General features: G+C 63.1%; 26 protein-coding genes. 10 read left to right on the top strand and 16 right to left on the bottom strand.

The features are described 5' to 3' along the window. Positions 1–16: 16 nt before the first annotated feature. From ACE3OO_RS12490 to ACE3OO_RS12480, 3 genes are all read right to left on the bottom strand, one after another. A complete protein-coding gene (locus tag ACE3OO_RS12490) occupies positions 17–1,504 on the bottom strand; it encodes a TRAP transporter large permease subunit (protein ID WP_374303340.1) in 1,488 nt (495 codons plus the stop codon). Beyond that, complete coding sequence (locus tag ACE3OO_RS12485) at positions 1,501–2,088, bottom strand: TRAP transporter small permease subunit (protein WP_374303338.1); 588 nt, start codon at positions 2,086–2,088, stop codon at positions 1,501–1,503. Before ACE3OO_RS12485 ends, ACE3OO_RS12490 begins: the two co-directional genes overlap by 4 nt. Before the next feature lie 101 nt (positions 2,089–2,189). Continuing rightward, the gene (locus tag ACE3OO_RS12480) at positions 2,190–3,356 is read right to left on the bottom strand and encodes a TRAP transporter substrate-binding protein (protein ID WP_374303336.1); all 1,167 of its coding nucleotides are present in this window, start codon (positions 3,354–3,356) and stop codon (positions 2,190–2,192) included. Positions 3,357–3,565: 209 nt separating this feature from the next. Between ACE3OO_RS12480 and ACE3OO_RS12475 the strand changes: the two genes are divergently transcribed. Continuing rightward, positions 3,566–4,348 (top strand): class II aldolase/adducin family protein, encoded by a 783-nt coding sequence (locus ACE3OO_RS12475; protein WP_374303334.1) that lies wholly within the window; start codon positions 3,566–3,568, stop codon positions 4,346–4,348. Here the strand turns inward: ACE3OO_RS12475 and ACE3OO_RS12470 are convergent. Continuing rightward, entirely contained in the window at positions 4,336–5,481 is a 1,146-nt protein-coding gene (locus ACE3OO_RS12470) for an aminotransferase class V-fold PLP-dependent enzyme (RefSeq protein WP_374303332.1), read from the bottom strand. The two genes, ACE3OO_RS12475 and ACE3OO_RS12470, sit on opposite strands and share 13 nt — an antisense overlap. Before the next feature lie 76 nt (positions 5,482–5,557). On the opposite strand from ACE3OO_RS12470, the gene kynA reads away from it, so the two are divergent. The 4 genes from kynA (at position 5,558) to ACE3OO_RS12450 (ending at position 9,256) form a co-directional block, all read left to right on the top strand. After that, on the top strand, positions 5,558–6,376 hold the full coding sequence (kynA, locus tag ACE3OO_RS12465; protein ID WP_374303330.1) for a tryptophan 2,3-dioxygenase: 819 nt from the start codon (positions 5,558–5,560) through the stop codon (positions 6,374–6,376). Positions 6,377–6,553: 177 nt separating this feature from the next. Continuing rightward, positions 6,554–7,543 (top strand): ABC transporter substrate-binding protein, encoded by a 990-nt coding sequence (locus tag ACE3OO_RS12460; protein ID WP_374303328.1) that lies wholly within the window; start codon positions 6,554–6,556, stop codon positions 7,541–7,543. Between the two features lie 9 nt (positions 7,544–7,552). After that, on the top strand, positions 7,553–8,332 hold the full coding sequence (locus tag ACE3OO_RS12455) for an ABC transporter ATP-binding protein (RefSeq protein ID WP_374303326.1): 780 nt from the start codon (positions 7,553–7,555) through the stop codon (positions 8,330–8,332). Positions 8,333–8,338: 6 nt separating this feature from the next. Then, complete coding sequence (locus ACE3OO_RS12450) at positions 8,339–9,256, top strand: ABC transporter permease (protein WP_374303324.1); 918 nt, start codon at positions 8,339–8,341, stop codon at positions 9,254–9,256. Here the strand turns inward: ACE3OO_RS12450 and ACE3OO_RS12445 are convergent. From ACE3OO_RS12445 to ACE3OO_RS12410, 8 genes are all read right to left on the bottom strand, one after another. Then, positions 9,253–10,191, bottom strand: coding sequence for an AEC family transporter (locus tag ACE3OO_RS12445; RefSeq protein ID WP_374303322.1), 939 nt, complete (start codon positions 10,189–10,191; stop codon positions 9,253–9,255). The genes ACE3OO_RS12450 and ACE3OO_RS12445 overlap by 4 nt on opposite strands. Positions 10,192–10,213: 22 nt before the next feature. Then, positions 10,214–11,578 carry a thioesterase family protein gene (locus tag ACE3OO_RS12440; RefSeq protein ID WP_374303321.1) on the bottom strand — a complete coding sequence of 455 codons (1,365 nt, stop codon included), beginning with the start codon at positions 11,576–11,578 and terminating at the stop codon, positions 10,214–10,216. A 69-nt stretch (positions 11,579–11,647) separates the two neighbouring features. Beyond that, on the bottom strand, positions 11,648–12,295 hold the full coding sequence (locus ACE3OO_RS12435) for a TetR/AcrR family transcriptional regulator (protein ID WP_374303319.1): 648 nt from the start codon (positions 12,293–12,295) through the stop codon (positions 11,648–11,650). Then, positions 12,285–13,136, bottom strand: coding sequence for a crotonase/enoyl-CoA hydratase family protein (locus ACE3OO_RS12430; protein WP_374303317.1), 852 nt, complete (start codon positions 13,134–13,136; stop codon positions 12,285–12,287). The genes ACE3OO_RS12435 and ACE3OO_RS12430 overlap by 11 nt, the downstream gene beginning before the upstream one ends. Before the next feature lie 54 nt (positions 13,137–13,190). Then, positions 13,191–13,676, bottom strand: a complete 486-nt coding sequence (locus ACE3OO_RS12425) for a GNAT family N-acetyltransferase (RefSeq protein WP_374303315.1) — start codon at positions 13,674–13,676, stop codon at positions 13,191–13,193. Positions 13,677–13,814: 138 nt separating this feature from the next. Continuing rightward, the gene (locus ACE3OO_RS12420; protein ID WP_374303313.1) at positions 13,815–14,606 is read right to left on the bottom strand and encodes a PhzF family phenazine biosynthesis protein; all 792 of its coding nucleotides are present in this window, start codon (positions 14,604–14,606) and stop codon (positions 13,815–13,817) included. A gap of 14 nt (positions 14,607–14,620) precedes the next feature. Then, positions 14,621–14,977, bottom strand: a complete 357-nt coding sequence (locus ACE3OO_RS12415; protein WP_374303311.1) for a cupin domain-containing protein — start codon at positions 14,975–14,977, stop codon at positions 14,621–14,623. Between the two features lie 98 nt (positions 14,978–15,075). Beyond that, positions 15,076–15,342 carry a DUF1127 domain-containing protein gene (locus tag ACE3OO_RS12410; RefSeq protein ID WP_374303309.1) on the bottom strand — a complete coding sequence of 89 codons (267 nt, stop codon included), beginning with the start codon at positions 15,340–15,342 and terminating at the stop codon, positions 15,076–15,078. 106 nt (positions 15,343–15,448) lie between these two features. Between ACE3OO_RS12410 and ACE3OO_RS12405 the strand changes: the two genes are divergently transcribed. Beyond that, a complete protein-coding gene (locus ACE3OO_RS12405) occupies positions 15,449–16,873 on the top strand; it encodes a PLP-dependent aminotransferase family protein (RefSeq protein ID WP_374303307.1) in 1,425 nt (474 codons plus the stop codon). 11 nt (positions 16,874–16,884) lie between these two features. On the opposite strand, the gene thiD is transcribed toward ACE3OO_RS12405, so the two are convergent. From thiD to folP, 3 genes are all read right to left on the bottom strand, one after another. Further along, the gene (gene thiD / locus ACE3OO_RS12400) at positions 16,885–17,697 is read right to left on the bottom strand and encodes a bifunctional hydroxymethylpyrimidine kinase/phosphomethylpyrimidine kinase (protein ID WP_374303305.1); all 813 of its coding nucleotides are present in this window, start codon (positions 17,695–17,697) and stop codon (positions 16,885–16,887) included. Next, positions 17,694–19,046: a phosphoglucosamine mutase gene (glmM, locus tag ACE3OO_RS12395; RefSeq protein ID WP_374304691.1), complete on the bottom strand. Its 1,353-nt coding sequence runs from the start codon at positions 19,044–19,046 to the stop codon at positions 17,694–17,696. Before glmM ends, thiD begins: the two co-directional genes overlap by 4 nt. Positions 19,047–19,126: 80 nt before the next feature. Beyond that, entirely contained in the window at positions 19,127–19,999 is an 873-nt protein-coding gene (folP, locus tag ACE3OO_RS12390) for a dihydropteroate synthase (RefSeq protein WP_374303303.1), read from the bottom strand. Positions 20,000–20,257: 258 nt separating this feature from the next. Between folP and ACE3OO_RS12385 the strand changes: the two genes are divergently transcribed. From ACE3OO_RS12385 to ACE3OO_RS12375, 3 genes are read left to right on the top strand one after another with little or no spacing between them, the layout of a single operon-like run. Continuing rightward, positions 20,258–20,620: a type II toxin-antitoxin system RelE/ParE family toxin gene (locus tag ACE3OO_RS12385; protein ID WP_374303301.1), complete on the top strand. Its 363-nt coding sequence runs from the start codon at positions 20,258–20,260 to the stop codon at positions 20,618–20,620. Next, the gene (locus tag ACE3OO_RS12380) at positions 20,617–20,949 is read left to right on the top strand and encodes an XRE family transcriptional regulator (protein WP_374303299.1); all 333 of its coding nucleotides are present in this window, start codon (positions 20,617–20,619) and stop codon (positions 20,947–20,949) included. The genes ACE3OO_RS12385 and ACE3OO_RS12380 overlap by 4 nt, the downstream gene beginning before the upstream one ends. A 37-nt stretch (positions 20,950–20,986) precedes the next feature. Continuing rightward, entirely contained in the window at positions 20,987–21,613 is a 627-nt protein-coding gene (locus ACE3OO_RS12375) for a LysE family translocator (RefSeq protein WP_374303297.1), read from the top strand. Positions 21,614–21,619: 6 nt separating this feature from the next. On the opposite strand, the gene ACE3OO_RS12370 is transcribed toward ACE3OO_RS12375, so the two are convergent. Continuing rightward, the gene (locus ACE3OO_RS12370; protein WP_374303295.1) at positions 21,620–22,402 is read right to left on the bottom strand and encodes a hypothetical protein; all 783 of its coding nucleotides are present in this window, start codon (positions 22,400–22,402) and stop codon (positions 21,620–21,622) included. A gap of 137 nt (positions 22,403–22,539) precedes the next feature. Between ACE3OO_RS12370 and ACE3OO_RS12365 the strand changes: the two genes are divergently transcribed. After that, a complete protein-coding gene (locus tag ACE3OO_RS12365; protein WP_374303293.1) occupies positions 22,540–23,214 on the top strand; it encodes a type 1 glutamine amidotransferase in 675 nt (224 codons plus the stop codon). The last annotated feature ends 3 nt before the right edge of the window (positions 23,215–23,217 follow it).

Below are 23,217 nucleotides of genomic sequence, written 5' to 3'. Positions count from 1 at the left end.
TTTGTTGCCTGCCGGCTCAGTCTTCGTCGGGCAGCGGTACTTCTTCCTCATCCTCGGCTGGCTCGGGCACGGCATCGGATTCAGCACCTTCGCCCGGCGCATCAAACAGGGTGGAGGCACTGCCACCCTCGTCGAGGGGCGGCAACCCATCGGCCGGAATGGCGCCAGCACCACTTTCCGCGCCGCCGCCATACAATGCGTCCGGCAGCCACAGGGCGATATCAGGGAACATGTAGAGCAGCACCATGGCGATCAGCACCATGCCCACGAAGGGATAGATGCCCTTGAAGATCTGCTCGATCGACAGGCTCTTCGGCGCCACGCCCTTGCAATAGAAGGCCGCCATCGCCACCGGTGGGGTCAGGAACGAGGTCTGCAGGTTCAGCGCCACCAGGATGCCGAAGAACAGCGGATCCACGCCGTAATGCTGCAGCAGCGGCAGGAAGATCGGCACGAAGATCACGATGATCTCGGTCCATTCCAGCGGCCAGCCCAGCAGGAAGATAATGAACTGGGCGAGGATCATGAACTGCGTTCCGGACAGATCGAGATAGTCGATCAGGTCCTTCACCACTTCATGACCATTCAGATAGGCAAACACTGCCGAAAAGGTGGCCGAGCCGACGAACAGCCAGCAGACCATCGCCGAGGAGCGCGCCGTCAGGTAGACGGACTCGGTCAGCTTGGCGAGACTGAAGCTGCGATAGGCGATTGCCAGCACCACCGAACCCGCCGCACCCACGGCCGCCGCCTCGGTCGGCGTGGCCAGGCCGAACAGGATGGCGCCCAGCACGGTGACGATCAGGGCCGCCAATGGCAGGAACGAGGTGGCCAGTGCCCAGATGACCTTGGAGAATGGCACATCCAGGATTTCCTTCGGCGGTTTGGGCGCCACCGAGGGGTTAATGACGGCGCGGCCGACCACATAGGCCAGGTACAGCCCGGCCAGCAGCAGGCCGGGCAGGAAAGCGCCGGCATAGAGCTTGACCACCGACACGCCGGCCGTGGCGCCATAGAGGATCAGCAGCACGCTGGGCGGAATGAGGATGCCCAGGCAGCCGCCGGCGCAGACCACGCCGGCCGCCAGCTTGGGATCGTAACCCGCGCGCAGCATGGCCGGCAGGGCCAGCAGGCTCATCAGCGTCACCACCGCACCGACGATGCCGGTGGCGGTGGCAAACAAGGCGCAGGTGATCAGAGTGGCGACCGCCAGCGAGCCGGGCAGGTTTTTCGCCGCCAGTTCTATACTCAGGAATAATCGGTCGAGGATATTGGCGCGCTCGACGATATAGCCCATGAACAGGAACAGCGGCACCGAGATCAGCACGTCATTGGCCATGACACTGAAGGTACGCTGCACGAACAGTTCAAAGATGTGGTTGCCCATGGCGTAATAGCCGAAGCCGACGCCGATGGCCATGAGGGTGAACGCGATGGGGAAGCCGAGGCCGATGGCGAACAGAAACACCACCAGCATCAGAATGCCAACCTGGGGATCGGTCATTTGCCGCCTTCCCCGGCTTCGGTGCCGTACTGCTTCTGCAGAACCTGCTCAAGCTCCTCCACATCGCCCAGACGGGGCGGCCATTTGCCGTGTTTTATGCAGTAGATACAGCGCATCACCTCGGCAATACCCTGAAGGATCAGCAGCGCACCGGCAATCGGGATCACCGTCTTGAAGGGATAGATGATCGGGCCGGCCGGCGTGAACAGGCTGCGTTCCTTCACCGACCATGAATAAGCCGCGTATTCCCAGCCGGTGTATAGCAGCGTGATGATTCCGGGGAAGAAGAACACGAAATACAGGATCAAGTCTGACTTCGCCTGACTGCGCGGCTGCCAGTTGCGATAAATCCAGTCGCCGCGCACATGACCGTTGCGCGCCAGCGTATAGGCACCAGCCATCATGAACAGTGTGCCGTACAGGATATAGGCCGCATCAAAAGCCCATTCCGTCGGCGCCTTCAAAACATAACGGGCGAATACTTCGTAACTGGTGGCGATTGTCAGCAGCACGATGCACCAGCCGAATAGCTTGCCGACCCAGGTATTGATCGTCTCGATCCAGAAAACCAATCGATTGTCCATATGCCCCCGCCGCGATGTTTATGCGGATTTTTTGCGCCACCCTTTTAAACAACGGGAACCGCCGGCTGCCCGACGGTTCCCGCTATACGCCTTGCCCCCGATCAGCCCTTCTTCTGGCCGAAGAAGTGGTTATAGGCCAGCTGGCGGTTCGGGGTGTTGAGCAGTTCGTAGCGCACGGTGCGACGCACCCAGTCGAGCTGCGACTTGATCACCTTGGCGAAGAAAGCTTCCTGATTCTGCGCCTTCAACACCGTATCCCAGGCTTTGAGCTGGGCGTCCATCACCGCACGCGGCGTGGTGAACACCTTCACCTTGTCCTTGGTCTGCAGTTCGGCGAGATCCTTCGAATAGCGATCCAGCGCCTTCCACGACATGTCCGACGAGGCGGCCTCGGCGGCATATTTCAGGATTGCCTTCTGCTCGGCAGCCAGGGCGTCGAACTTCGCCTTGTTGAAGATGATCTCGAAAGCCTCGGCCGACTGGTGCCAGCTCTGCAGCATGTAGACCTTGGAGACATCCGGGAAGCCCAGCACCCGGTCGGATGACGGATTGTTGAATTCGGCCGCATCCAGCAGGCCACGATCCATCGCCGGCACGATTTCGCCGCCGGCAACGATGGTGACCGCTGCACCCATTTCCTTGAACACGTCCGCCGAGAGGCCGACCGTGCGGTATTTCAGGTTCTTGAGGTCGTCCGCCGTCTTGACCTGCTGCTTGAACCAGCCGAGCGGCTGGCAGGGCATCGGGCCGGAGACGAAACCCACGATGTTCAGCTTGAGGATGTCGCGGACCAGTTCGTTATAGAGCTGATAACCGCCGCCGTAGTTCATCCAGGCCAGAACGCCATTGGCATCCCAGCCGAAGGGCGGCACGGTGCCGAATAGCGAAAAGGCCTTGTGCTTGCCATACCAGTAGGCGGTGACGCCGTGGCCGGCATCCAGCACGCCGCTATGCACGGCATCCTGCATGCCGAAGGCCGGAACCACCGAACCGGCAGCCAGAACTTCCAGCTTCAGGCGGCCCCCCGACATCTCGTTGACCCGGGTGGCATAGTCGGCGGCCATCTCGTGGAAGATATCCTTCGTCGGCCAGGTGGACTGGTATTTCATCGTCACGGTCTGGGCGCGCGACACATTCGGCATCGCCACGGTCGCCGCTGCCGCACCAGCCGCCAGGCCGGCGCCGCGCAGGAACTGTCGGCGCCCAGTCTTGCCGGAATCGATCTTGCCGGCCTTGGACGCAATTCGGGTATCGTTCTGCTCGTTCATCGTTTCCTCCCAAGGTGTGTTTCGGCCGGGACCGGCCTTTTTATGATATGGATCACTTCGTTGGGACCCGCATCATTGGCTGTATACACGGCGGCCGGCAAGCATGTTTTTCGCACAGCCGCCTCGTTCGCACTGCACAAACAGGTGTTTGACGCCAAACCGCGCCTGCCCCAGACTAAAATTCAAAATAACAATTTCGGGAGGACCACATGACGCCGCCAGCCGCCGCTAACCTGAAATCCGTCGAGACTATTCGTACACAAGTGAGTCAGGAGGAGTGGCAGGTCCGCGTCGATCTGGCCGCCGCCTACCGGCTGGTGGCGCATTACGGATGGGACGATCTGATCTTCACGCATATTTCAGCCCGCGTGCCGGGCCCGGAGGAGCATTTCCTGATCAATCCCTATGGCTGGATGTTCCATGAGATCACGGCATCCTCGCTGGTGAAGGTGGATCTGGACGGCAACATCGTCTCGCCCACCGACAGCATCATCAATCCGGCCGGCTTCACCATTCATTCCGCCGTGCATGCGGCGCGCCATGATGTGGGCTGCGTGCTGCACCTGCATACCGGCGACGGCATCGCCGTGTCGGCCATGGCCGAGGGCCTGCTGCCTCTGAGCCAGACCGCCATGGTGGCGCTAAGCAACCTCAGCTACCACGATTTCGAGGGCATCGCGCTGAATCTCGACGAGCGCGAACGGCTGGTGGCGGATCTGGGCATGAACAACCTGATGATCCTGCGCAACCATGGCACGCTGGCCTGCGGCAAAACCGTGGCACAGGCTTTTCTCAACATCCATCTGCTGGAACGTGCCTGCCAGGCGCAGGTGCGTGCCCTGGCCGGCGGGCGGCCGCTGCATCTGCCACCGGGAACGGTGCAGGAAGTGGTGAAAGCGCAGGTGCGCGGCATGAAGATCGATGTCAGCGGGCTGGCCTGGGCCGGCCTGCTGCGGATGCTGGATGCGAAGGATCCCGGCTACAAACTCTGAAGCCGCCGCAGCAGTTCGTCCACGTCGGCCAGGGTCTGGTGCAGGCCGAAGCCAAAGCGCAGGCGCCGGCCACGCAGGTCGGTGACGATATGGGCATCGGTCAGCCGGCGATGCATCGCTTCGGCATCGTCGAGATCGAAGGTGAGGAAGTTGCCGCGCGCCGGGTTGGCTGGCGGCACCACCAGCCGTTCGGGCGGCAGAAACCTGGGCAGACCGGCGATGAAATGCCGCTGCAAGGCCAAGGCATGATCATGGATCATGGCCACCGTGATGCCCTGCGCCTGCAGCCAGCCTTGCACGGCATTGAAGCGATACAGCCCGGAAGCATCGAAGGTGGCGCCCATGAAGCGCCAGCCGTTTTCCGCATAGGCCACGCGCGTATCGCCAGCGCTGCTTAATGCGCCAAAGGCAGCATACCAGCCGGTATCGCGCGGCCGTGCGCCCCAGCCCGGCGGGCAATGCATGAAGCAGACCCCCTCGCCCGCCATGGCGTATTTGTAGCCACCAGCCAGATAGAAGGCGCGGCCCTGATAGGCCGACCAGTCCACCGGTCGCGCCATGAAGGCGTGATAACCGTCCACGGCCAGCAATGCATCGCCCGCTGCCGCAACAATGCGGTCCAGATCCAGGACCGCGAAACCGGAATTGAAGAACACCTGGCTGAGATAGATCAGGTCGAAGCCGGAACCGGCTACGGCGGCGAACCGCGTTGCGAAGCTGTCGAACGGCTCGGTCGCCACGCGCTGCACCTGCACCAGACCATCTTCCTCCAGCCGCGCGATCTGGCGGCTGAAGGAATGGAATTCGCTGTCGCTGGTCAGCACCCGCAGCGGCCGGTCCGCCGGGCAGCAGGAGAGCAGCCGCATCAGCAACTCGTGGGTGTTCGGCGCGAATACGATACTTGTCGGGTCGCTTAAGCCCAGTCGCCGCCCGATATGCCGCTGCGCCACGGGCAGCACTTCGCCCAGGATCAGCTCCCATTTACCATCGATCAGGCGGGCCGCATCATCCCAGGCCTGCTGGTGGGCGTCGCGGCTGACATCGGGCCAGGGATGATGGCTGTGGGCGGCGAAATGCAGCCGCAGCGGGTCGCTGCTTAAGAAGCGGCTGAAATGGGATTTCAGGTCGAGCAAGGCAGGTATCCCGCTTTTCGCCCTTTCCGTGCCGGGCGTGATATTTTAAGCTTAAAATTATTTACGGAGCAAGCCCATGACCACCGACGGCATCCAGACCGATTTCTCCGACCGGATGAGCTATGGCGACTACCTGAAGCTCGATACCCTGCTGTCGGCCCAGCAACCGCTTTCCGCCGAACATGACGAGTTGCTGTTCATTGTCATCCATCAGGTGCAGGAATTGTGGATGACGCTGCTGAACCGCGAACTCGACACGGCGATGCGGCATATCCGCGCCGACGAACTGGGTCCGTCCTTCAAATGCCTCTCGCGCGTCTCGCGCGTGCAGATGCAGCTGATACAGGCATGGGATGTGCTGTCCACCATGACACCGGCGGATTACCTGCGCTTCCGCCCGGTGCTGGGTTCGTCTTCCGGTTTCCAGTCCTGGCAATACCGCCTGATCGAATTCAAGCTGGGCGCCAAGAACGCGCTGATGCTGAAGCCTCACCGGCATCGCGCCGACATCTTCGCCCGCCTGCAGGCCGCTTTTGAGTCACCCAGCATCTATGACGAAGCCCTGCGCCTGATGGCCCGCCGTGGCCTGGCCGTGCCCGAGGATGTGCTGAACCGCGACGTGACCAAGCCGCATGAGGCCGATCCGCGCATCGAAGCCCTGTGGCAGATCGTCTACCGCGAGTCGGAGACCCATTTCGACCTCTACGAGATGGCAGAGGAACTGGTGGACGTGGAAGACAGCTTCCAGCAATGGCGCTTCCGCCACATGAAGACGGTGGAACGCATCATCGGCATGCGGCAGGGCACCGGCGGCAGCGCCGGCGTGGCCTATCTGCGCCAGGCATTGGAGCGCAGCTTTTTCCCCGAGCTGTGGTCGGTGCGCACGAAACTCTAGCAGCCTGCCCGCGCTTTGCGCCGCCGCATGTCAGGAAAGCGGCAATCTGCCTAACGAAACAGCCCCGCGACGCTGGACGACGCGGCATGTCTGTGGCACGAGAAAATCCGCATGGACAGCGATTTCTTTCATGCCTAAAACATCCAGCACCACATCATAAAACCGCGAGGCCCCTCCATGAACGCTTTCTCGCATCTCGCCCGCATGCTTTCCGGCATGGCCCTTCTTCTCGGCGTCTCCGTCGCCTCGGCGCAGGCCCAGCCGATCAAGATCGGCATCGCGCAATGGGGCCCGCATCCGCAACTTGAGAAAGCCGTTTCCTCCTTCAAGGCCGAGCTGACCCGTCTTGGCCTCGTCGAAGGCAAGGATGTCGTCTACGAGATCGATCAGGCGAATTTCGACGTGGCTCTCCTGCCGCAGCTGCTCAACAAGCTGAAGGCAACCAAGCCGGCGATGATCTACACCATCGCCACCCCGGTGACCCAGGCGGCCAAGCAGGCCCTGAAAGGCAGCGGCATCCCCATTGTCTACGCCGCCGTGAACAATCCGGTGAAGGCCAGCCTGGTGCCAAGCTGGACCGAAGGCGCCGAGGACATGGCCGGCGCTTCCGATCAGCAGGATATGGATGCCGTGCAGGCCTTCGCACGCAAGCTGCTGCCCAATGCCAAGCGCATCGCCGTGGCCTATAATCCGGGTGAGGACAACAACCTCGCCGTCTTTGAGCAGGTGAAGGCCACGGCCGGCAAATACGGCTTCAGCGTTGTGGGCGCCGGTATCGACAATCCCGCCGATATCCCGATCCGCATCGCCGCCCTGAAAGGCCAGGCCGATCTGGTCTATACGCCCACCGGCGGCCTGATCCAGCCCGGCCTGCCCGCGATCGCCGCCTCGGCCGGCCAGATCGGCATCCCCGTGCTGAATGCCGGTATCGAGGCCGCCAAGCAGGGCATCGTGCTGGCCGGCTATGCCGTTGATTACGGCAAGGTCGGCGCCAATGCCGCCAATGTCGCCTACAAAATCCTGAAACAGGGCGCGAAGATGAAGGACCTGCCGCCGGTGCGCGCCTCGGCCGCCGACCATGAGGCGGCAATCAGCGGCAAGCAGCTGGCAAAGCTGAACCTCAAGCTGCCGGCCGAGCTGGCCGACTGCAAATGCGTGACCGAGTGATCCGACACGATGTTGGCCGTCACTGACCTGCGCAAACGCTTTTTTCCCGGCACGCCGAACGAACGGATTGCGCTGGACGGCATCGGGTTCGACCTGGCCAAAGGCGCCTTCTGCGTGGTGATCGGCTCAAACGGCGCCGGCAAAAGCACGCTGCTGAATGCCATCGCCGGCAAGTTTCCCCTGGACGGCGGCAGCATCGCCATCGATGGCGAGGATGTAACCCGAGAACCGGCCTGGAAACGCGCCCGCCTCGTCGCACGGGTATTCCAGGACCCGATGATCGGTACTGCCGCCGGCATGACGGTGGAGGAAAACCTGCTGTTGGCCGAATTGCGCTCCGAACCCCACCGCTTGCGCTGGGGCCTGACGGCGGAACGCCGTGCCCGCTACCGCACTGAACTCAGCCTGCTGGGGCTGGGACTGGAGAACCGCCTGGGCGACAACATCGACGCGCTGTCGGGCGGCCAGCGCCAGGCCGTGTCGCTGATCATGGCGGTGCTGGGCGAACCCAAGCTGCTGCTGCTGGATGAGCACACGGCAGCGCTTGATCCGGTGACCGCCGAGCGCGTTCTGGCGGCCACCATGCGTGTGGTGCAGGAACGCAAGCTCACCACGCTGATGGTGACGCATAACATGCAACACGCCATCGATTGCGGCGATACGCTGCTGATGCTGGATGCCGGCAGGGTTCTATTGCTGGCGAAGGGCGAGGAAAAGGCCGGCCTCGGCATCAACGATCTGATTGCGCGCTTCCGCCACAAGGAAGACCGCATCCTTCTGGCTGGCTAAGGCATCATGGATATCCTGCTGCGGTTCTACGAGCTGGTGCCGGTGACACTGGCGCAAAGCCTGATCTATGCCTTCGTCGCTTTCGGGGTGATGCTGCCTTTCCGGCTGCTCAGTTTTCCCGACCTCACCAGCGAAGGCAGCTTTCCCATTGGCGGCTGCGTGGCCGGCGCCATGATCGCGGCCGGCTTCAGCCCGCCGCTGGCCATCCTGGCCGGCACTTTTGGCGGCTTCCTGGCCGGCTCGGCCACCGCGATGGTGTCGCTGAAATTCCGCATCTCATCGCTGCTGGCCGGGATCATCATCGTCACCATGATCTACAGCATCAACCTGCGCATCATGGGGCGCTCCAACATCGCGCTGTTTCAGTTCGACAACCTGTTCGACATGATCTGGCCCGGCATGAACAACACGCTGTGGCAGAAGATCGTCTTCCTCGGCATTGGCGTCTCCTTGCTGCTGGGCCTGGCCTATGCCTTCCTGCGCACGGAAAAAGGCATCGCCTTCCGCGCCGTGGGCGCCAATCTCGACATGGCCGAGGCCCAGGGCATCCACAGCTGGTGGCATATCGTGCTGGGTTTCGGCGCGGCCGGCGCGCTCTGCGCCTTTGCCGGCGCACTGATCGTGCAGTCGCAGGGCTTTTCCGATGTGAATATCGGCTTCGGCGTGCTGATCAACGGCCTGGCCGCCGTGATCATCGGCGAACTGATCACGGGCCGCGACAGCGTGTGGCGGCAGTTGCTGGCACCCATCATTGGCGCGGTGGTCTATTTCCAGATCATCTCGGTCTGCCTGGCGCTGGGACTGGCGCCCACCGACCTGAAATTCGCCACCGGCGCGCTGGTGCTGCTGATGCTGGCGGCGCCGAAGATCCTGCCGGGTCTGAAGCGCAACGGCGACCGCGAGAAAATCCGCGAAACCGTCTAATAAGCCGTGAACAGTACCATGAAGGCCGAGACGGTGACGGTGGCGATCATCGTCGTCACCAGGATGGTGCTGGAAGTGCGCTGCACATAGGTATTGGTGGCGGTGGCAAGGATATAGACATTCGCCGCCGTAGGCATCGAAGCCTGGATCACCGCAACCGCCGTGAGGAACGCATCCAGCTTCAGCACATAGGCCGCCAGAATCCAGACCAGCAGCGGATGGATCGCTAGCTTGCCGATGGCGGTGAGCGTCACCTGTTCCAGCCCTTCCGAGATCGGCCGGCCCACCAGCGTCAGCCCCAGCGCGAACAGCGCGCAGGGCGCCGAGGCATCCGACAGCAGCTTGAACAGGGCATGCAGTGGCACCGGCAAGTGCCAGCCGGTCAGGCCCCAGATCAGGCCCGCGAAGGTGGAGAGGATCAGCGGATTACGGCTCATGCCGATGGCGACCTTGCGGAAGATCGCCCCCAGCGAGGCATGGCCGCCGCCGCTGCCCTCGATGATCGCGGTGGTGAGCGGGATCAGCAGGATATGGTCGAACACGATTACCAGCACGGCCGGCAGCACGGCGGCATCGCCGAACAGCGTCACCAGGATCGGCAGCCCCATGAAGCCGACATTGCCGAAGCTGGCGCCCATGCCCTGCACGGCGCGTTCGCCCCATTTCATCGGAAACAGCAGGCGGCTGAGACCCACCACCAGGCCATAAGCCAGCAGCCCGCCGCCGGTATAGGCGGCAACGAATTTCGGATCGAATGCCTCGAAGACCGGCGCTTCCGACATCTTGAGGAACAGCATGGCCGGCAGGGCGAACCAGATCACAAAGGCATTCAGGCCCAGATAGGCCTGGGCGGTGATCAGTCGCGTGTAGCCGGCGGCATAGCCGGTGAAGATCAGGCCGAAGAATGGCAGCGAGACATTGAGCAGGGTTTCCATGCTGCCGCTTCCCCTCGTCGCCCTATTCCGCCGGCTGCGGCATCACCAGCCGCTTGGAAAACGATCGCCGTACATGATCGGGCATCACGATGGACTTGCGCGCCTTCAGATCAAACAGCACGGCGATGATCTCGGCCCGGGCCAGCGGCTTATGGGTGTTGCTGTCGAGCAGGAAATGGCAAAAGCGCCAGGTCTTCTCACGCAGTTCCAGGATACCGGTTCGGGTGTAATAAGCATCGCCCACATTCAGCGGCCGCATATAGTCGATCGCATAATCCAGCGCCGCCGACCCCAGGCCCTGCTGCCGCATCTGGTCGGCGGTCAGATCGCCGCCGGCCAGCATATTGCCGGCCGCTTCCGAGAACCGCGCCATATAGAAACGCGTGGCCATCCGACCGGTTTCTTCCGCCTCCCAGCGGTCGACCGCGCCGCGGCAGGTTTCGAACATGCCATCCACCGGCGTCGATGGAACGGGCAGGCTGCCGGCCGGGCCGGGCGGCGATGGCGCCACGAGCTGTGCGGCGAGTGTCTCCGCCGCCTGCCGCATGTCGGCTGGCAGGGGCAGCGCGCCGCTGCCATCCAGCGCATCGAGGATCACCGTGCCCTCGCAGGTGGCCGACAGCACGCCGGTCTCGTCCTCATAGAGTTCGTGATAGAGATGCAAGCGGTCGGCTTCCACGGCACGGATGCCGCTGCGCAGGCGCAGCACGGCGCCCTCGTGATTCTCGCGCTTGAACTGGATGCGATGCCGCAACGGCCGCACGGCCACCCTGTCGGCGCGGCGGCGCGTCGGACCATAGCCCAGCGCCAGCAGCACCTGCTTCTCGGCCTCGGCAAAGCGCGCGAGATAAAACTGCACATTCATGTGCCCCATGCGATCGCATTCCCAGGATGCGACCAAGGTACGGCCGCTGGGCAGGAAGCCGTGTTCAACCGGCGGCAGCGCCATGGCAACGGGCGGTTCGTCGGCCCGCACCAGCACGCGCTGGAAGCCGGCCTCGATATCGGCCGGGAGGGTGACGGATTTGCGCGACTCCAGATCGAGGCAGAGCCCGAACACATCGGCGGTCATGCAGAGCTGCCCGCTTTCGGTGTTGTAGAGCCGGTGATGGAAGCGCAGCTTCCTGCCTTCGGCCATCGTGACGCCGCTTTCCATACGGATCAGGTCGCCGGCATGCAACTCGGCCAGGTATTTCAGGTCCGACTGCACGGCGGCGATACCAAGCCGCTGCTCGACGAAAGCCTTGCGGCCGAAGCCGGCCGCCAGCAGCACGCTGGCCGCGGCATCGCTGAAGCGCGCGGTATAGAACTGCACGTTCATGTGGCCATACTGGTCGCATTCCCAGGCGGCGACTGAGCCGCGGTAGCTTTCGATGAAATTGCTCACGGAAACTCTCTCGGGTCGGGCTTGTTTTCTAATTCTGCCCATGTTCGCCCGACAGGAAGGGCAGCGCAACTACTTGGTCAGGCGTTCCACAAGGCCCTGTACGGCCCGGCGTACCACAGCCTCGCCGCCATCCCCCAGCACTTTCAGGCGCCCGGTTACCTCCAGCATAAGCGCGCCGGTGATGGTGGCGGCCAGGGACACAGTTTCGACCTTCAGCGCCTCGGGTTCCAGCGGCGCCAGCCGGCGGATACCGTCGCCCATCACGGTGTAGCACTGGATCAGGCGGCCGTTCAGCAAGCGGTCCAGTTCGGGATTGAGGCTCACCGGCTTGAGACCCTGACCAAGATAAAGGCCGAGATAGAGGTCGTCCGGCCGGTCGCGGTAGAAGCCATAAAACGCCAGCGCGGCGGCCAGCAGGTGATCCTCGGCCGAAGTCTTCGCCACCGCTTCACGCAGGTGTTTCAGCAGGTCGGCCAGCGAGCCGGCCAGCATGTCGGCATACAGGGCTTCCTTGCCCGGATAATGCAGATACACCGTGCCCACCGCCACACCGGCCTCGGCGGCGATGGCGCGCAAGGTGGCACCATCCAGGCCGTCGCGGGCGAAGATGGCGCGCGCGGCCTGCAGGATGGCCTCGCGCTTGAATGCCTTCACCGCGCCGCGGCGCTTCTGCTTCGCGGCGGCGGTACCGGTATTTGCTGTGGTCTCAGCGGGCATTCTTCCAGGCCAGCGGATCGCCGCCGTCGCGCTCCTTCACAGCGGCCTTGAAACCGATCTGTTCGCAACGCTGCTTGAAGGCCACGCCCTCGGGAGAATGCCGCGTGATGCCATCGAACAGGGTAGCCAGTGTCTGCGTCGAGTTCAGGCCCATATTGTCATAGGCCTGGTTGACCATCATTTTCTGCATCATCAGCTGGTTTTTCGGCACAGAGGCAATACGCGCCAGCAGGGCCTCGACATGCTCGTCGAGCTGATCTTCCGGCACGGCGTCGATCACCAGACCGTAGTCCTTGGCCGTCTTGCCGTCGATCAGGTCGCCGGTCAGCAGCATGCGCTTGGCCTTCTCGGCACCCAATCGATAGACCCACATCGCCGTGGTGGGGCACCCCCAGATGCGTGCCGGCGGATAGCCGATCTTCGCGTCTTCCGCCATCACAACCAGGTCGCAGCACAGGGCGATGTCGCTGCCGCCGGCCACGGCGAAGCCACGCACCTTGGCGACGACAGGTTTCAGCGAGCGCCAGAGGCTGAAATAGCAGTCGGTGGCATGCCGCATCCACTGATAGTCCACCAGCGGGTCCCAGGGCATGTCCTGGCTGCCCTTCACCGGGCGCGGCGTCTCGGCATAGGCCTTGAGGTCGTAGCCCGAGCAGAAAGCCCGCCCCGCGCCGGTCAGCGCGATCACATGCACATCGTCATCACGGTTGGCGCGCTCCACGGCGGCCCGCAGCAGGTCGGGCGTGTCTTCGTGGATGGCGTTCAGATGCTCCGGCCGGTTCAGGGTGATGCGGGCAATGCGGCCGTCCCGCTCGTACAAAACAATGGGCTCTGCGGTCATGGTTTCCTCCGTTTATGAGAAAACCGTATCACCGTTCATAAAAATGAACAATGTTCATAATTTCAGCTCGCGATACCGAACGTCATCCATGGGGTTGTCGTAATAGGGCGGAATATCGCGGAATTCCAGGGCATCATAAATCCGGTTGGCGGCCACCATGCGACGCAGGGTATCCAGCCGCATGAGCCGGTAGCCCAGCCGGCGGGCCTCGGCGATCACCGCATCGGCCAGCAGGCGCCCCAGATTGTGGCCCCGCCCTTCCGGATCGACATAGAGCCGCTTCATCTCGGCGACGCCGTCCCCCAGATCGCGCAGGCCAACCACCCCGCGCGCCACCCCATCCACCTTGCCCAGCAGCAGCGCGCCGTTCTGCGTCGGATCGTATTTGCCCGGCATGCCGGCCAGCTCTTCGTCGAAGCCCTGGAAGCACAGGCTGAAATCCAGCGACTGGGCATAGGCCAGGAACAGCGCCTTGGCGGCGGCAAGATCGTCAGACGTGCTGACGGGTTCGATGGTGATGGTCGGTTTCGAGTCGGTCATGACATGCATCATGCGGCCTCTACCCCGAAAAAGAAAAGGGCGCGATGCCTAACAGGGGAAGGCACCGCGCCCGGCCGGGTTTGGGCACCGGCCACTGGCAGCCATCGGGGCGGCTGCCAAGATTTGAATCCCTGCGCATCACACCGTGATGCTGCCCTCCAGATACGGCACGCAGCTACCGGCCATGCGCACGCGCTCGCCCTGGTCGCGGCAATACAGCACGCCACCGCGCGCCGAGGCCTGGTAGGCGGTAATTTCCGCCTTGCCCAGGCGCTTCGACCAGTAGGGCACGATCGAACAATGCGCCGAGCCAGTGACCGGATCCTCCGGAATGCCCTTGGCCGGCGCAAAGAAGCGCGAGACGCAGTCGATGCCCGGCTTGTCGCCTGGCGCGGTGACGATCACGGCGAATTTGTCGATCTGCATCAGGCCGTTCATGTCGGGCTTCAGGTTCCGCACGATGGCGGCATCGTCATAGACAAGAAAATAATCGCGGCCGGCCATCACTTCGCGCGGCGGCGTCCCGATCGCCTCGATCAGGCCCGCGCAGGGTTGCGCCGCTTGCGGCATGCGACTGGGAAAATCCAGCGCGAGCCGGCCGCTTTCGCCATCCGGTGTCACGGTCAGGATGCCGCTCTTGGTCGAGAAGTCGATGCGCTTGCGGCCACCATCCAGCTTGTTGAAAATGACCCAGGCGCTGGCCAGCGTGGCATGGCCGCACAGATCCACCTCCACCTCAGGCGTAAACCAGCGCAGGCCGAAGCCGTCGCCTTCCGGCACGAAGAAAGCCGTTTCAGCCAGGTTATTTTCCGACGCGATGGCCTGCATCGTTGCTTCCGGCAGCCATTTTTCCAGCGGCACGATGGCGGCGGGATTACCCTTGAACACCTGCTCGGCAAAGGCATCGACCTGATAGATCGGCAGTCGCATCTGTACTTCTCCGTTTAGAGCCGGTTACCAGCCAAGCCGTCTTTCGGCCCGTAGAACATCACCCACGCCGCCATGTCGTCGCCGAAATCCTCGAAGCGATGCGGCATGCCGGCCGGCACGAACAGGAAATCGCCGGGCTGGAACGGCACGGTTTCGTCGCCCATTACAAAACGCCCCTCGCCCCGCACCACGACATAGCATTCGTCCCGGTCATGCGGCTTTTGATGATCGATCTGCTGGGGGGCATAGAATTCGACCAGCAACTCGCCACGTTCCAGCGCGATGGCGAAACGCCGGCCGCCGCTGGCTGGCAGGCGGGCCCGCATCTCGGCGGCGATGAAACGGAAAGCGCGGTTGGGATCAGTGGTCATCCGGGGTCATCTGGCATCTCGCCGACTTGGCCGGCGTCGCTGGCGGATGCGAAACGCATCGCGCGACGCCGGCAGCCGGGGGGCTTAACGGTTCGGTCCTAGCGCAGCCAGCTTGACTTGTGGGTGACCGCTTCGACATCGGCGCGGCTGAGGCCAACATCTTTGAGAATATCGTCGGGCAAAGCGGCCAGATGCGCCCGTTCCCGGGCCCGGCGCTGCCAGTCGAGCAGCATCAGCACGGCGGCCATCGCGCCCTGGGCGCTGACAGCGACCGCACGGTCGATTACCCGGCCGATCGTGCTGCCCGCGCGTTCGACCGGGCCGCTACCGTAGGGCCGGTCGATTGTATCGATACAATTTGTCATCTTGCCCCTCCATTTCCGGGCGGTTTGTGTAGATTGAACCCGATCAATTCGGGCAATTCAGATACAATATTGACTCTTTGATCGCGTCAATGCCAATATTGTCACCATGACAATGTGGATCCCCAAACTCGACCTTTTCCCCGGCCCGCGCTACCAGGCGCTGGCCGCCGCCATCGAAGCCGCCGTGCAGGCCGGCGAATTGCCGCCTGGCGCGAAATTGCCGCCGCAGCGCAATCTCGCCTGGAAGCTTGGCGTCACCGTCGGCACGGTCAGTCGCGGCTACATGCTGGCCGAGCAGAAGGGGTTGCTGTCGGGCGAAGTCGGCCGCGGCACCTTTGTGAAGACGGGCGCGAATGGCAGCTTCTCGAACGACAGCAGCCACGCGATCAGCCTCGATGAGGCCGAGATTCCGCGGCTGGCGACGCCGGGCGTGATCGAATTGTCGCGCAACGAACCCACCCTGCCCGATTACGACGATATCCTGCGCCGCTCGCTGCAGAAGCTGTCGCAGCGGCGCGGATTGCAGAACCTGCTCGGCTACAGCCAGACTTTGGGCGATCCGGCCCATCGCGCGGCGGCGGCACAATGGATCGCGCGCACCGGCCTGGAGGTGGCGCCCGAGCAGATCATCGCCACCGCCGGCGCGCAGCAGGCACTGGCCGTGGTGATCACCGCAATGACCATGCCGAATGAAACCATGCTGGTGGAATCGCTCACCTATGGCGGCGTGCACGAGAATGCACAGCAGCGACCGGTGAGGCTGGAAGCCGTGGCGATGGACGACGAAGGCATGCGGCCCGATGCCCTGGCCGAAGCCGCCCGCCGCACCGGCAGCCGGCTGGTGCTGATCCAGCCCACGATTCACAACCCCACCACGGTGATGATGAGCGAGGAGCGCCGCGCCGAGATCGTGGCGGTGGCGCGCAAGCATGACCTCACCATCATCGAGGACGATGTCTACGGCTTCCTGGTGCGCGAGCGGCCCACGCCGCTGGCCGTGCTGGCGCCGGAGCGCACCATCAACATCACCAGCGCGTCGAAATGCATGGCGCCGGGTCTGCGCGTGGGCTGGATCGCCGCGCCGCTGGCGCTGATCGAGCGCTTCGCCGACGCGCTGCATGCCATGGCGGTGAACAATCCGAGGCTGAACCAGGAGATCGTGCGGCAATGGATCGAGGATGGCACGGCGGCCAGCCTGGTCGAGCGGCTGCGTGAGGAATCGGCGATCCGCAACGCGATTGCCACCGAAACATTCGAGGGCCTGACGCTGAAATCGCATCCGGCCAGCCTGCATTGCTATCTGGAGCTGCCGAGCCCCTGGCGGCCGAACGAATTCACCAACCAGGCCCTGGGCCAGGGTGTGCGCATCGCGAGCTGCACGTCCTTCGTGCCCGACAACCGGCCCAACCCGCCGCCCTGGGTGCGCGTGTCGCTGGCGCCTTCGCCCGACCGGGCCGAAGTGGCGGAAGGTTTGCGCCGCCTGCGCGTGCTGCTGGAACGCGGGCCGGAAGCGCGGCGCGCTGTCGTTTAGAGTGCCGTCGTCTAACTCCGCCGCACAGTATGCGCGTGGTTGAGCGGACCGTGGCCGTGGCCGAAGCCCGGCGCGGTCTCGATCGCCTTGCGCACATAGGCACGCGCCTGCACCACCACCTCATGCAGCGGCAGGCCGAAGGCCAGCCCGGTGGCGATCGCGGAGGCCAGCGTGCAGCCGGTGCCGTGCGTCGATCTGGTATGCAGCCTGGATGACGTGAAGCTTTCGCTGCCCTGCGCATCGCAGAGCAGATCGACAAGCTGCTCGCCCGGCAGATGGCCGCCTTTCAGCAGCACCGCGCGCGGCCCGAGTTTCAGCATGGCCTGCGCCGCTGCCGGCATGGCGGCGGCATCGGGAATCGGCAGGCCGCACAGCGCTTCGGCCTCGGGCAAATTCGGCGTGATCAGCGTGGCGCGCGGGATCAGGATCTCGCGCAGGGCCGCCTCGGCCTGTGGCTGCAGCAGCCGCGCGCCGCCCTTGGCGACCATCACCGGATCGACCACCAGCGGCACATCGGGCGCGTAACGCTGCAGCGCATCGGCGACGGCCTCGATGATGTCGGCGCGATGCAGCATGCCGGTCTTGACCGCATCGGCGCCGATATCCTGCAGCACCACGCGCATCTGTTGCGCAATAAACGAGGCCGGCACATCAAAGATCGCATGCACCGTGACGGTATCCTGCGCGGTGAGCGCGGTGATCGCGGTGGCGGCATAACCGCCCAATGCCGTGACCGCCTTGATATCGGCCTGGATGCCGGCGCCGCCGCCGGAATCCGAACCCGCAACAATCAGAACGCGGCCACGCTTGACGCCGGAACTCATGCCGCCGCCCGCTCCAGTGCCGTGACGATATCGGCCACCACGGTTTCCACGAGCGTCTGATCCTCGCCTTCCGCCATCACGCGGATCAGCGGTTCGGTGCCGCTGGGCCGGATCACCACGCGGCCCGCCTTGCCCAGGCGTTTTTCCGCCGCATCGATGGCCTGCTGCACCGCCGGCAGTTCCAGCGGCTTGCCGCCACTGTGGCGCACGTTGCGCAGCAATTGCGGATAGGGCGTGAAGCGCCGGCAGAAATCGCTGGCCTTCCTGCCCGACTCGCGCAACGCGGCGAGCACCTGCAACCCGGCCACCAGGCCATCGCCCGTGGTGGCGAAATCGGAGAGGATGATATGGCCCGATTGTTCGCCGCCCAGGTTGATGCCTTTCTCGCGCATGGCTTCCAGCACGTAGCGGTCGCCCACCTTGGTGCGCAGCAACTCGATCCCCAGGCCGCTGACGAAGCGTTCCAGCCCCAGATTCGACATCACGGTGGCGACCAGCGCCTTGCCGCTCAGCCGGCCCTGGGCCAGCCAGCTTTCGGCGATCACCGCCATGAGCTGGTCGCCATCGATCACGCTGCCGCGTTCATCCACCATCACCAGGCGATCGGCATCGCCATCCAGCGCGATGCCCACATCGGCGCCATGGGCCAGCACGGCGTCCTGCAGGGCCTTGGGATGCGTCGAGCCGCAATCCTTGTTGATGTTGAAGCCATCGGGTTTGACGCCGATGGAGATCACCTCGGCCTCCAGTTCCCACAGCACGGCGGGCGCCACCTTGTAGCCCGCGCCATTGGCGCAATCGACCACGACCTTGAGGCCGGAGAGCTTCTGCCCCTTGGGCAGGGTGGACTTGGCGAATTCGATATAGCGGCCATCGGCATCGTCGAGGCGCTTGGCGCGGCCGAGCTTCGTCGCCTCGGCCAGTTTCGGCTCGGCCTCGCCCAGGATCATCGCCTCGATCTCGCGCTCGGCGGCATCCGACAGCTTGTAGCCATCGGGGCCGAACAGCTTGATGCCGTTATCGTGGAAGGGATTATGCGAGGCCGAGATCATCACGCCCAGATCGCAGCGCAGGGCGCGGGTCAGCATCGCCACCGCCGGCGTGGGCATCGGGCCGACCAGGAACACATCCATGCCCACGGCGGTGAAGCCCGCCACCAGCGCCGGTTCGAGCATGTAGCCCGACAGCCGCGTATCCTTGCCGATCACCACGCGATGGCGATGGTCGCCGTTGGTGAAATAGGCCCCGGCCGCCATGCCGACGCGCAACGCCGTGGCGGGCGTCATCGGTTCGGTATTGGCGAGGCCGCGGATGCCGTCGGTGCCGAAGAATTTGCGGGTCATGCGAATCGGGTCCCGGATACGTGTACTGGCGGCGGACTATGCCACAGGACATGCGAAAAAGTCAGTCCGGATGCGGGTTTTGCCCATCACCAGACGTTACGATCCGTAACAGGCGCTTCCCCGATGCCGCGCCAGATTCTGACCGCCTGCACCGTCTCGGGAACATCATGCACGCGCAGGATATTCGCCCCCTGCGACAGGGCCCACAGCCCGGCGGCCAGCGAACCCGGCAGGCGGCGGGCGGGATCGGCCTCGTTGCTGACCGCGCCGATGAAGCTCTTGCGCGACACGCCGACCAGCAGGGCGCAGCCGAGATCGCGGAATTTCGCCGTGGCGCGCAGCAGCGACAGGTTATGCGCCGCCGTCTTGCCGAAGCCGATGCCGGGATCGAGGATGATTTTCGCGCGTGGAATGCCGGCGGCCTCGCAGGCTTCGATCCGGTGCCGCAGGTAATCATACACCTCGGCCACCACATCGGCGTAATGCGGCGCCTGCTGCATGCTGCCCGGTTCGCCCTGCATGTGCATCAGCACCACGGGCAGGCCGCTTTCGGCGGCAGCCTGCAGGCTGCCCGCGCCGTCCAGCGCGGAAATGTCGTTGATCAGCGCGGCGCCGGCTTTGCTGCAGGCCCGCATGGTGGCGGCATGGCGCGTATCCACCGAGATCGGAATGCGCAGATCGCGCAGGCCCTCGATCACCGGCAGCAGGCGGGCGATTTCCTGCTCAGGGCTGACCGGCGCGGCGCCGGGCCGGGTGGATTCGGCGCCCAGGTCGATGATATCGGCGCCCTGTGTCGCCATGGCCCGGGCCCGCGCGATGGCCGCCGGAATATCGCCTTTCAGGCCATCGCCCGAGAAACTGTCGTCGGTGACATTCACGATGCCCATGACGAGCGGCCGCGACCAGTCGAAACCGGGCAACGGCGCGGGCGGGGAAAACTGCGGAAAAGCGGCGGTCACGGCTAAAGTCGCCTCGGGCGTCGTTTCGCGTCGTTCGGGTTCGTTACGCTTCGTTTTGCTTCGTTTCAATTCGTTGGGGCATCGTTCGGGTTCGTTACGCTTCGTTTTGCTTCGTTACGCTTCGTTTGTGTTCCTGTTAACCAATTTTTCTACCTTGAGTATATATTTCCGATTTTTGCTTGATAATGTGTTCCTATCATGTTCTCATCAAAAAAGCAAGGGCGCTTGATGTAATTCCATCTATGGAATATTCCTTCCATGGCATATATTGTCGAATATACCGACGAGTTCGGAGAAGTATGGGCGAGCCTGAGCGAAGCCCAGCAGGAGGATGTCGCCGCGATGGTGACCCTGCTGGAGGAACGTGGGCCACACCTGCCCTTCCCGTACTCGTCGGGGGTGGTCGGATCGCGGCATGGCCATATGCGGGAATTGCGGGTGCAGTCAGGCGGGCGGCCGATCCGCATCTTCTACGCCTTCGATCCCCGGCGGGCGGCGATCCTGCTGATCGGCGGCGACAAGACCGGCAACGACCGCTTCTACGAGATGTATGTGCCGGTTGCCGACCGGCTGTATGACGAGCATCTGCTGGAGCTGAAACGCGAAGGACTGATCCCATGAGCGGACGCAAGAGTTTCGATAAACTGCGCGCCGGCATGACCCCGGCCTCGCGTGCCCGTGCCGAGGCCCGGGCCGCCGAGCTGCGCGCCGAGATGCCGCTGCAGGAACTGCGCGCGGCCCTGCGGCTATCCCAGGCGCAACTGGGCGAGATGCTGCAGGTGGAACAGCCCGCCATCGCCAAGCTGGAAAAACGCACGGATATGTATGTCAGCACCCTGCGGCGGGTGATCGAGGCCATGGGCGGACGCCTGCATATCGTGGCAGAATTCCCCGAAGGCCGCGTCGAAATCTCCAATTTCGCCGGGGCCGGAACCGAAGCCGCCGAATAGTCTGCGCCGAAAGATCATCCGCAAGGAGCCCGCCCCAATGGCCTCTGTCATGACCCTCGATTTCCTGATCATCGCCCTGATCGTGGTGGCCACGCCGGGTACCGGCATGATCTACACCGTGGCGGCCGGCCTGACGCGCGGGGCGAAGGCCAGCCTCGTCGCCGCCTTTGGCTGCACGCTCGGGATCGTGCCGCACATGATCGCGGCGATCACCGGGCTGGCCGCCCTGCTGCACACCTCCGCGCTGCTGTTCGACGCGGTGAAATATGCCGGCGTGGCCTATCTGCTGTGGATGGCCTGGGCCACCTGGCAGGATCGCGGCAGCCTGTCGCTCACCGGCAAGGGCCCGCACCGGGGTACCGCCCTTCAGGTAACGACTGAAGCGATCATCATCAACCTGCTGAACCCGAAACTCTCGATCTTCTTCTTCGCCTTCCTGCCGCAATTCGTGGCCGCCGACGCGCCCGACGCGCTGGCGCAGATGCTGGCCATGAGCGGCGTATTCATGGCGATGACGCTCGGCGTGTTCGCGCTCTACGGCCTGTTCGCGGCTTACGTCCGCGACCATGTGCTGAGCCGGCCGCGCGTGCTGATGTGGCTGCGCCGCAGTTTTGCTGCGGCCTTCGTGGCGCTCGGTGCGAAGCTGGCGGTGGCGGAGCGGTGAAATCACTCAGAGTCCGAGACGGTCTAAGTCGGCCTCCGCTAAAGGATTGCTGACCGCCTTTTGCGATGCAGTGACGCATAATTTTATGAATTCACGCTGAATGACCTGCATTTCCCATATCTCAAATTTTGTATAATTGTATTCATAGATAAATTGAAATTTTCCGATAGAGAGAGTCGAATGCAGCCTCCTAGGCAAGGCCTTCGGACCCCCAGTTATCACAACTAACCCGCCATGAGCGGCAAATTTTAAGCGCTCATTCTGCAACCGCGCGTCAAGCGTTGCATATGTTGGATCACTCCGGATATCCAGAAAAATACAGTTCCTTTCAGTTTCTTTTTTTACAAATCTTATTAAATGGCGCGGAATTGGCGCTTCAATATCTGCAAGGTGGCAGCCCAATAACTTGGCAAAATAACGGAATAAAGGAATATAAAGAGAGCCACCTTCCTTAAATTCTTCTTGTTGCCAAACGAGATGCGCACCAAATCCTGTTGCATCATTTTTTTCGATAGCTCTGATAAAACTGTCATAAGCAAAATCAGACTCTTGGGTTACCGATGAATTGCAATTTTCACAGATAACGCTTCGATACTTGAGATTTTTAGAATTTGGCCCTTGGGCAAGCCTTGCACGTTTGTCGCCGCTAAACGTAGCAACATACATTGAATCAGAACCAAAATGCCGGCGAATATCAGTCGCCTTAAATTTGTGCTCTCTGCTTGGCTTCATCGAAGAGTGACATAACCAGCAGGAATCAATAGAAGATTTGTATGTAAAAACCCCCACTCCCCCCTCCTATTTACACTCATATATATTCCAACTTCTATTCATAGATATTTATGCCATGACCAAATACAGATATTGCAAAGAAAAATACTTTACGCTTGCGTACTGAACCGTGAATTAGATTCAATAGAAAAACTATGAAAATCGGCATTATTGAATGTGGTCCGGTGCCCGAGGCATTGCGGAACACCTATATCAGCTATCCCGCGATGTTCAGCGCGCAGCTTAAGCCCCTGCTGCCCTCTGCCACGTTCGAAACCGTTTCGGTGGTGAATGGTGCGGCCTTGCCCGGGCCGGAGGCGCGCGATGCCTGGCTGCTGACCGGGTCGCGCCATGGCGTCTATGACGACCTGCCCTGGATCGCGCCCTTGAAGGATTTCATCCGCGCGGCCGCCGGGGCGAAGCGCCCCATGGTGGGCGTGTGTTTCGGCCACCAGATCATCGCCGAGGCGATGGGCGGCCGCGTGCAGAAGGCCGAGATCGGCTGGCGCGTGGGCCTGGAGACGTATGAAACCCGCCTCGATGGTGCGGCGCACAGCGTGGCGATGCCGGCCTTTCATCAGGACCAGGTGATTGTGCAGCCGCCGGGCAGCGAGATTGTTGCGCAGAGCGATACCTGTCCTTACGCGGCCCTGCGCTATAGCGATGCGCCGATTTTATCCGTGCAGTTCCATCCGGAATTCAGCCGGGCCTATCTCTCTGACCTGATCGACTGCCTATCGAAACACGATGCCGAGCCGGGCCTGCCGCCGCAGGCCGAGACGGATGATAGCGGCATGCGCTGGATCGCCGAGTTTCTGGCGGGGCGGTAAAGC

Source organism: Ferrovibrio sp. (assembly GCF_041906005.1).
Taxonomy (GTDB): domain Bacteria; phylum Pseudomonadota; class Alphaproteobacteria; order Ferrovibrionales; family Ferrovibrionaceae; genus Ferrovibrio.
The sequence above is the reverse complement of the archived record's forward strand: the minus strand, read 5'-3'. Positions and strand labels throughout refer to the sequence as shown.

What these genes read in the sequence shown, in the direction of transcription:
- ACE3OO_RS12445 (WP_374303322.1), bottom strand. Translation starts at nt 10,191, where the DNA reads ATGGAAACCCTGCTCAATGTCTCGCTGCCATTCTTCGGCCTGATCTTC.
- ACE3OO_RS12405 (WP_374303307.1), top strand. Translation starts at nt 15,449, where the DNA reads ATGACAATGTGGATCCCCAAACTCGACCTTTTCCCCGGCCCGCGCTAC.
- ACE3OO_RS12385 (WP_374303301.1), top strand. Translation starts at nt 20,258, where the DNA reads ATGGCATATATTGTCGAATATACCGACGAGTTCGGAGAAGTATGGGCG.
- ACE3OO_RS12430 (WP_374303317.1), bottom strand. Translation starts at nt 13,136, where the DNA reads ATGACCGCAGAGCCCATTGTTTTGTACGAGCGGGACGGCCGCATTGCC.
- ACE3OO_RS12410 (WP_374303309.1), bottom strand. Translation starts at nt 15,342, where the DNA reads ATGACAAATTGTATCGATACAATCGACCGGCCCTACGGTAGCGGCCCG.
- ACE3OO_RS12475 (WP_374303334.1), top strand. Translation starts at nt 3,566, where the DNA reads ATGACGCCGCCAGCCGCCGCTAACCTGAAATCCGTCGAGACTATTCGT.
- ACE3OO_RS12490 (WP_374303340.1), bottom strand. Translation starts at nt 1,504, where the DNA reads ATGACCGATCCCCAGGTTGGCATTCTGATGCTGGTGGTGTTTCTGTTC.
- ACE3OO_RS12460 (WP_374303328.1), top strand. Translation starts at nt 6,554, where the DNA reads ATGAACGCTTTCTCGCATCTCGCCCGCATGCTTTCCGGCATGGCCCTT.
- ACE3OO_RS12455 (WP_374303326.1), top strand. Translation starts at nt 7,553, where the DNA reads ATGTTGGCCGTCACTGACCTGCGCAAACGCTTTTTTCCCGGCACGCCG.
- ACE3OO_RS12415 (WP_374303311.1), bottom strand. Translation starts at nt 14,977, where the DNA reads ATGACCACTGATCCCAACCGCGCTTTCCGTTTCATCGCCGCCGAGATG.
- ACE3OO_RS12435 (WP_374303319.1), bottom strand. Translation starts at nt 12,295, where the DNA reads ATGCCCGCTGAGACCACAGCAAATACCGGTACCGCCGCCGCGAAGCAG.
- kynA (WP_374303330.1), top strand. Translation starts at nt 5,558, where the DNA reads ATGACCACCGACGGCATCCAGACCGATTTCTCCGACCGGATGAGCTAT.
- ACE3OO_RS12485 (WP_374303338.1), bottom strand. Translation starts at nt 2,088, where the DNA reads ATGGACAATCGATTGGTTTTCTGGATCGAGACGATCAATACCTGGGTC.
- ACE3OO_RS12365 (WP_374303293.1), top strand. Translation starts at nt 22,540, where the DNA reads ATGAAAATCGGCATTATTGAATGTGGTCCGGTGCCCGAGGCATTGCGG.
- ACE3OO_RS12375 (WP_374303297.1), top strand. Translation starts at nt 20,987, where the DNA reads ATGGCCTCTGTCATGACCCTCGATTTCCTGATCATCGCCCTGATCGTG.
- thiD (WP_374303305.1), bottom strand. Translation starts at nt 17,697, where the DNA reads ATGAGTTCCGGCGTCAAGCGTGGCCGCGTTCTGATTGTTGCGGGTTCG.
- ACE3OO_RS12450 (WP_374303324.1), top strand. Translation starts at nt 8,339, where the DNA reads ATGGATATCCTGCTGCGGTTCTACGAGCTGGTGCCGGTGACACTGGCG.
- ACE3OO_RS12420 (WP_374303313.1), bottom strand. Translation starts at nt 14,606, where the DNA reads ATGCGACTGCCGATCTATCAGGTCGATGCCTTTGCCGAGCAGGTGTTC.
- ACE3OO_RS12425 (WP_374303315.1), bottom strand. Translation starts at nt 13,676, where the DNA reads ATGACCGACTCGAAACCGACCATCACCATCGAACCCGTCAGCACGTCT.
- ACE3OO_RS12480 (WP_374303336.1), bottom strand. Translation starts at nt 3,356, where the DNA reads ATGAACGAGCAGAACGATACCCGAATTGCGTCCAAGGCCGGCAAGATC.
- ACE3OO_RS12380 (WP_374303299.1), top strand. Translation starts at nt 20,617, where the DNA reads ATGAGCGGACGCAAGAGTTTCGATAAACTGCGCGCCGGCATGACCCCG.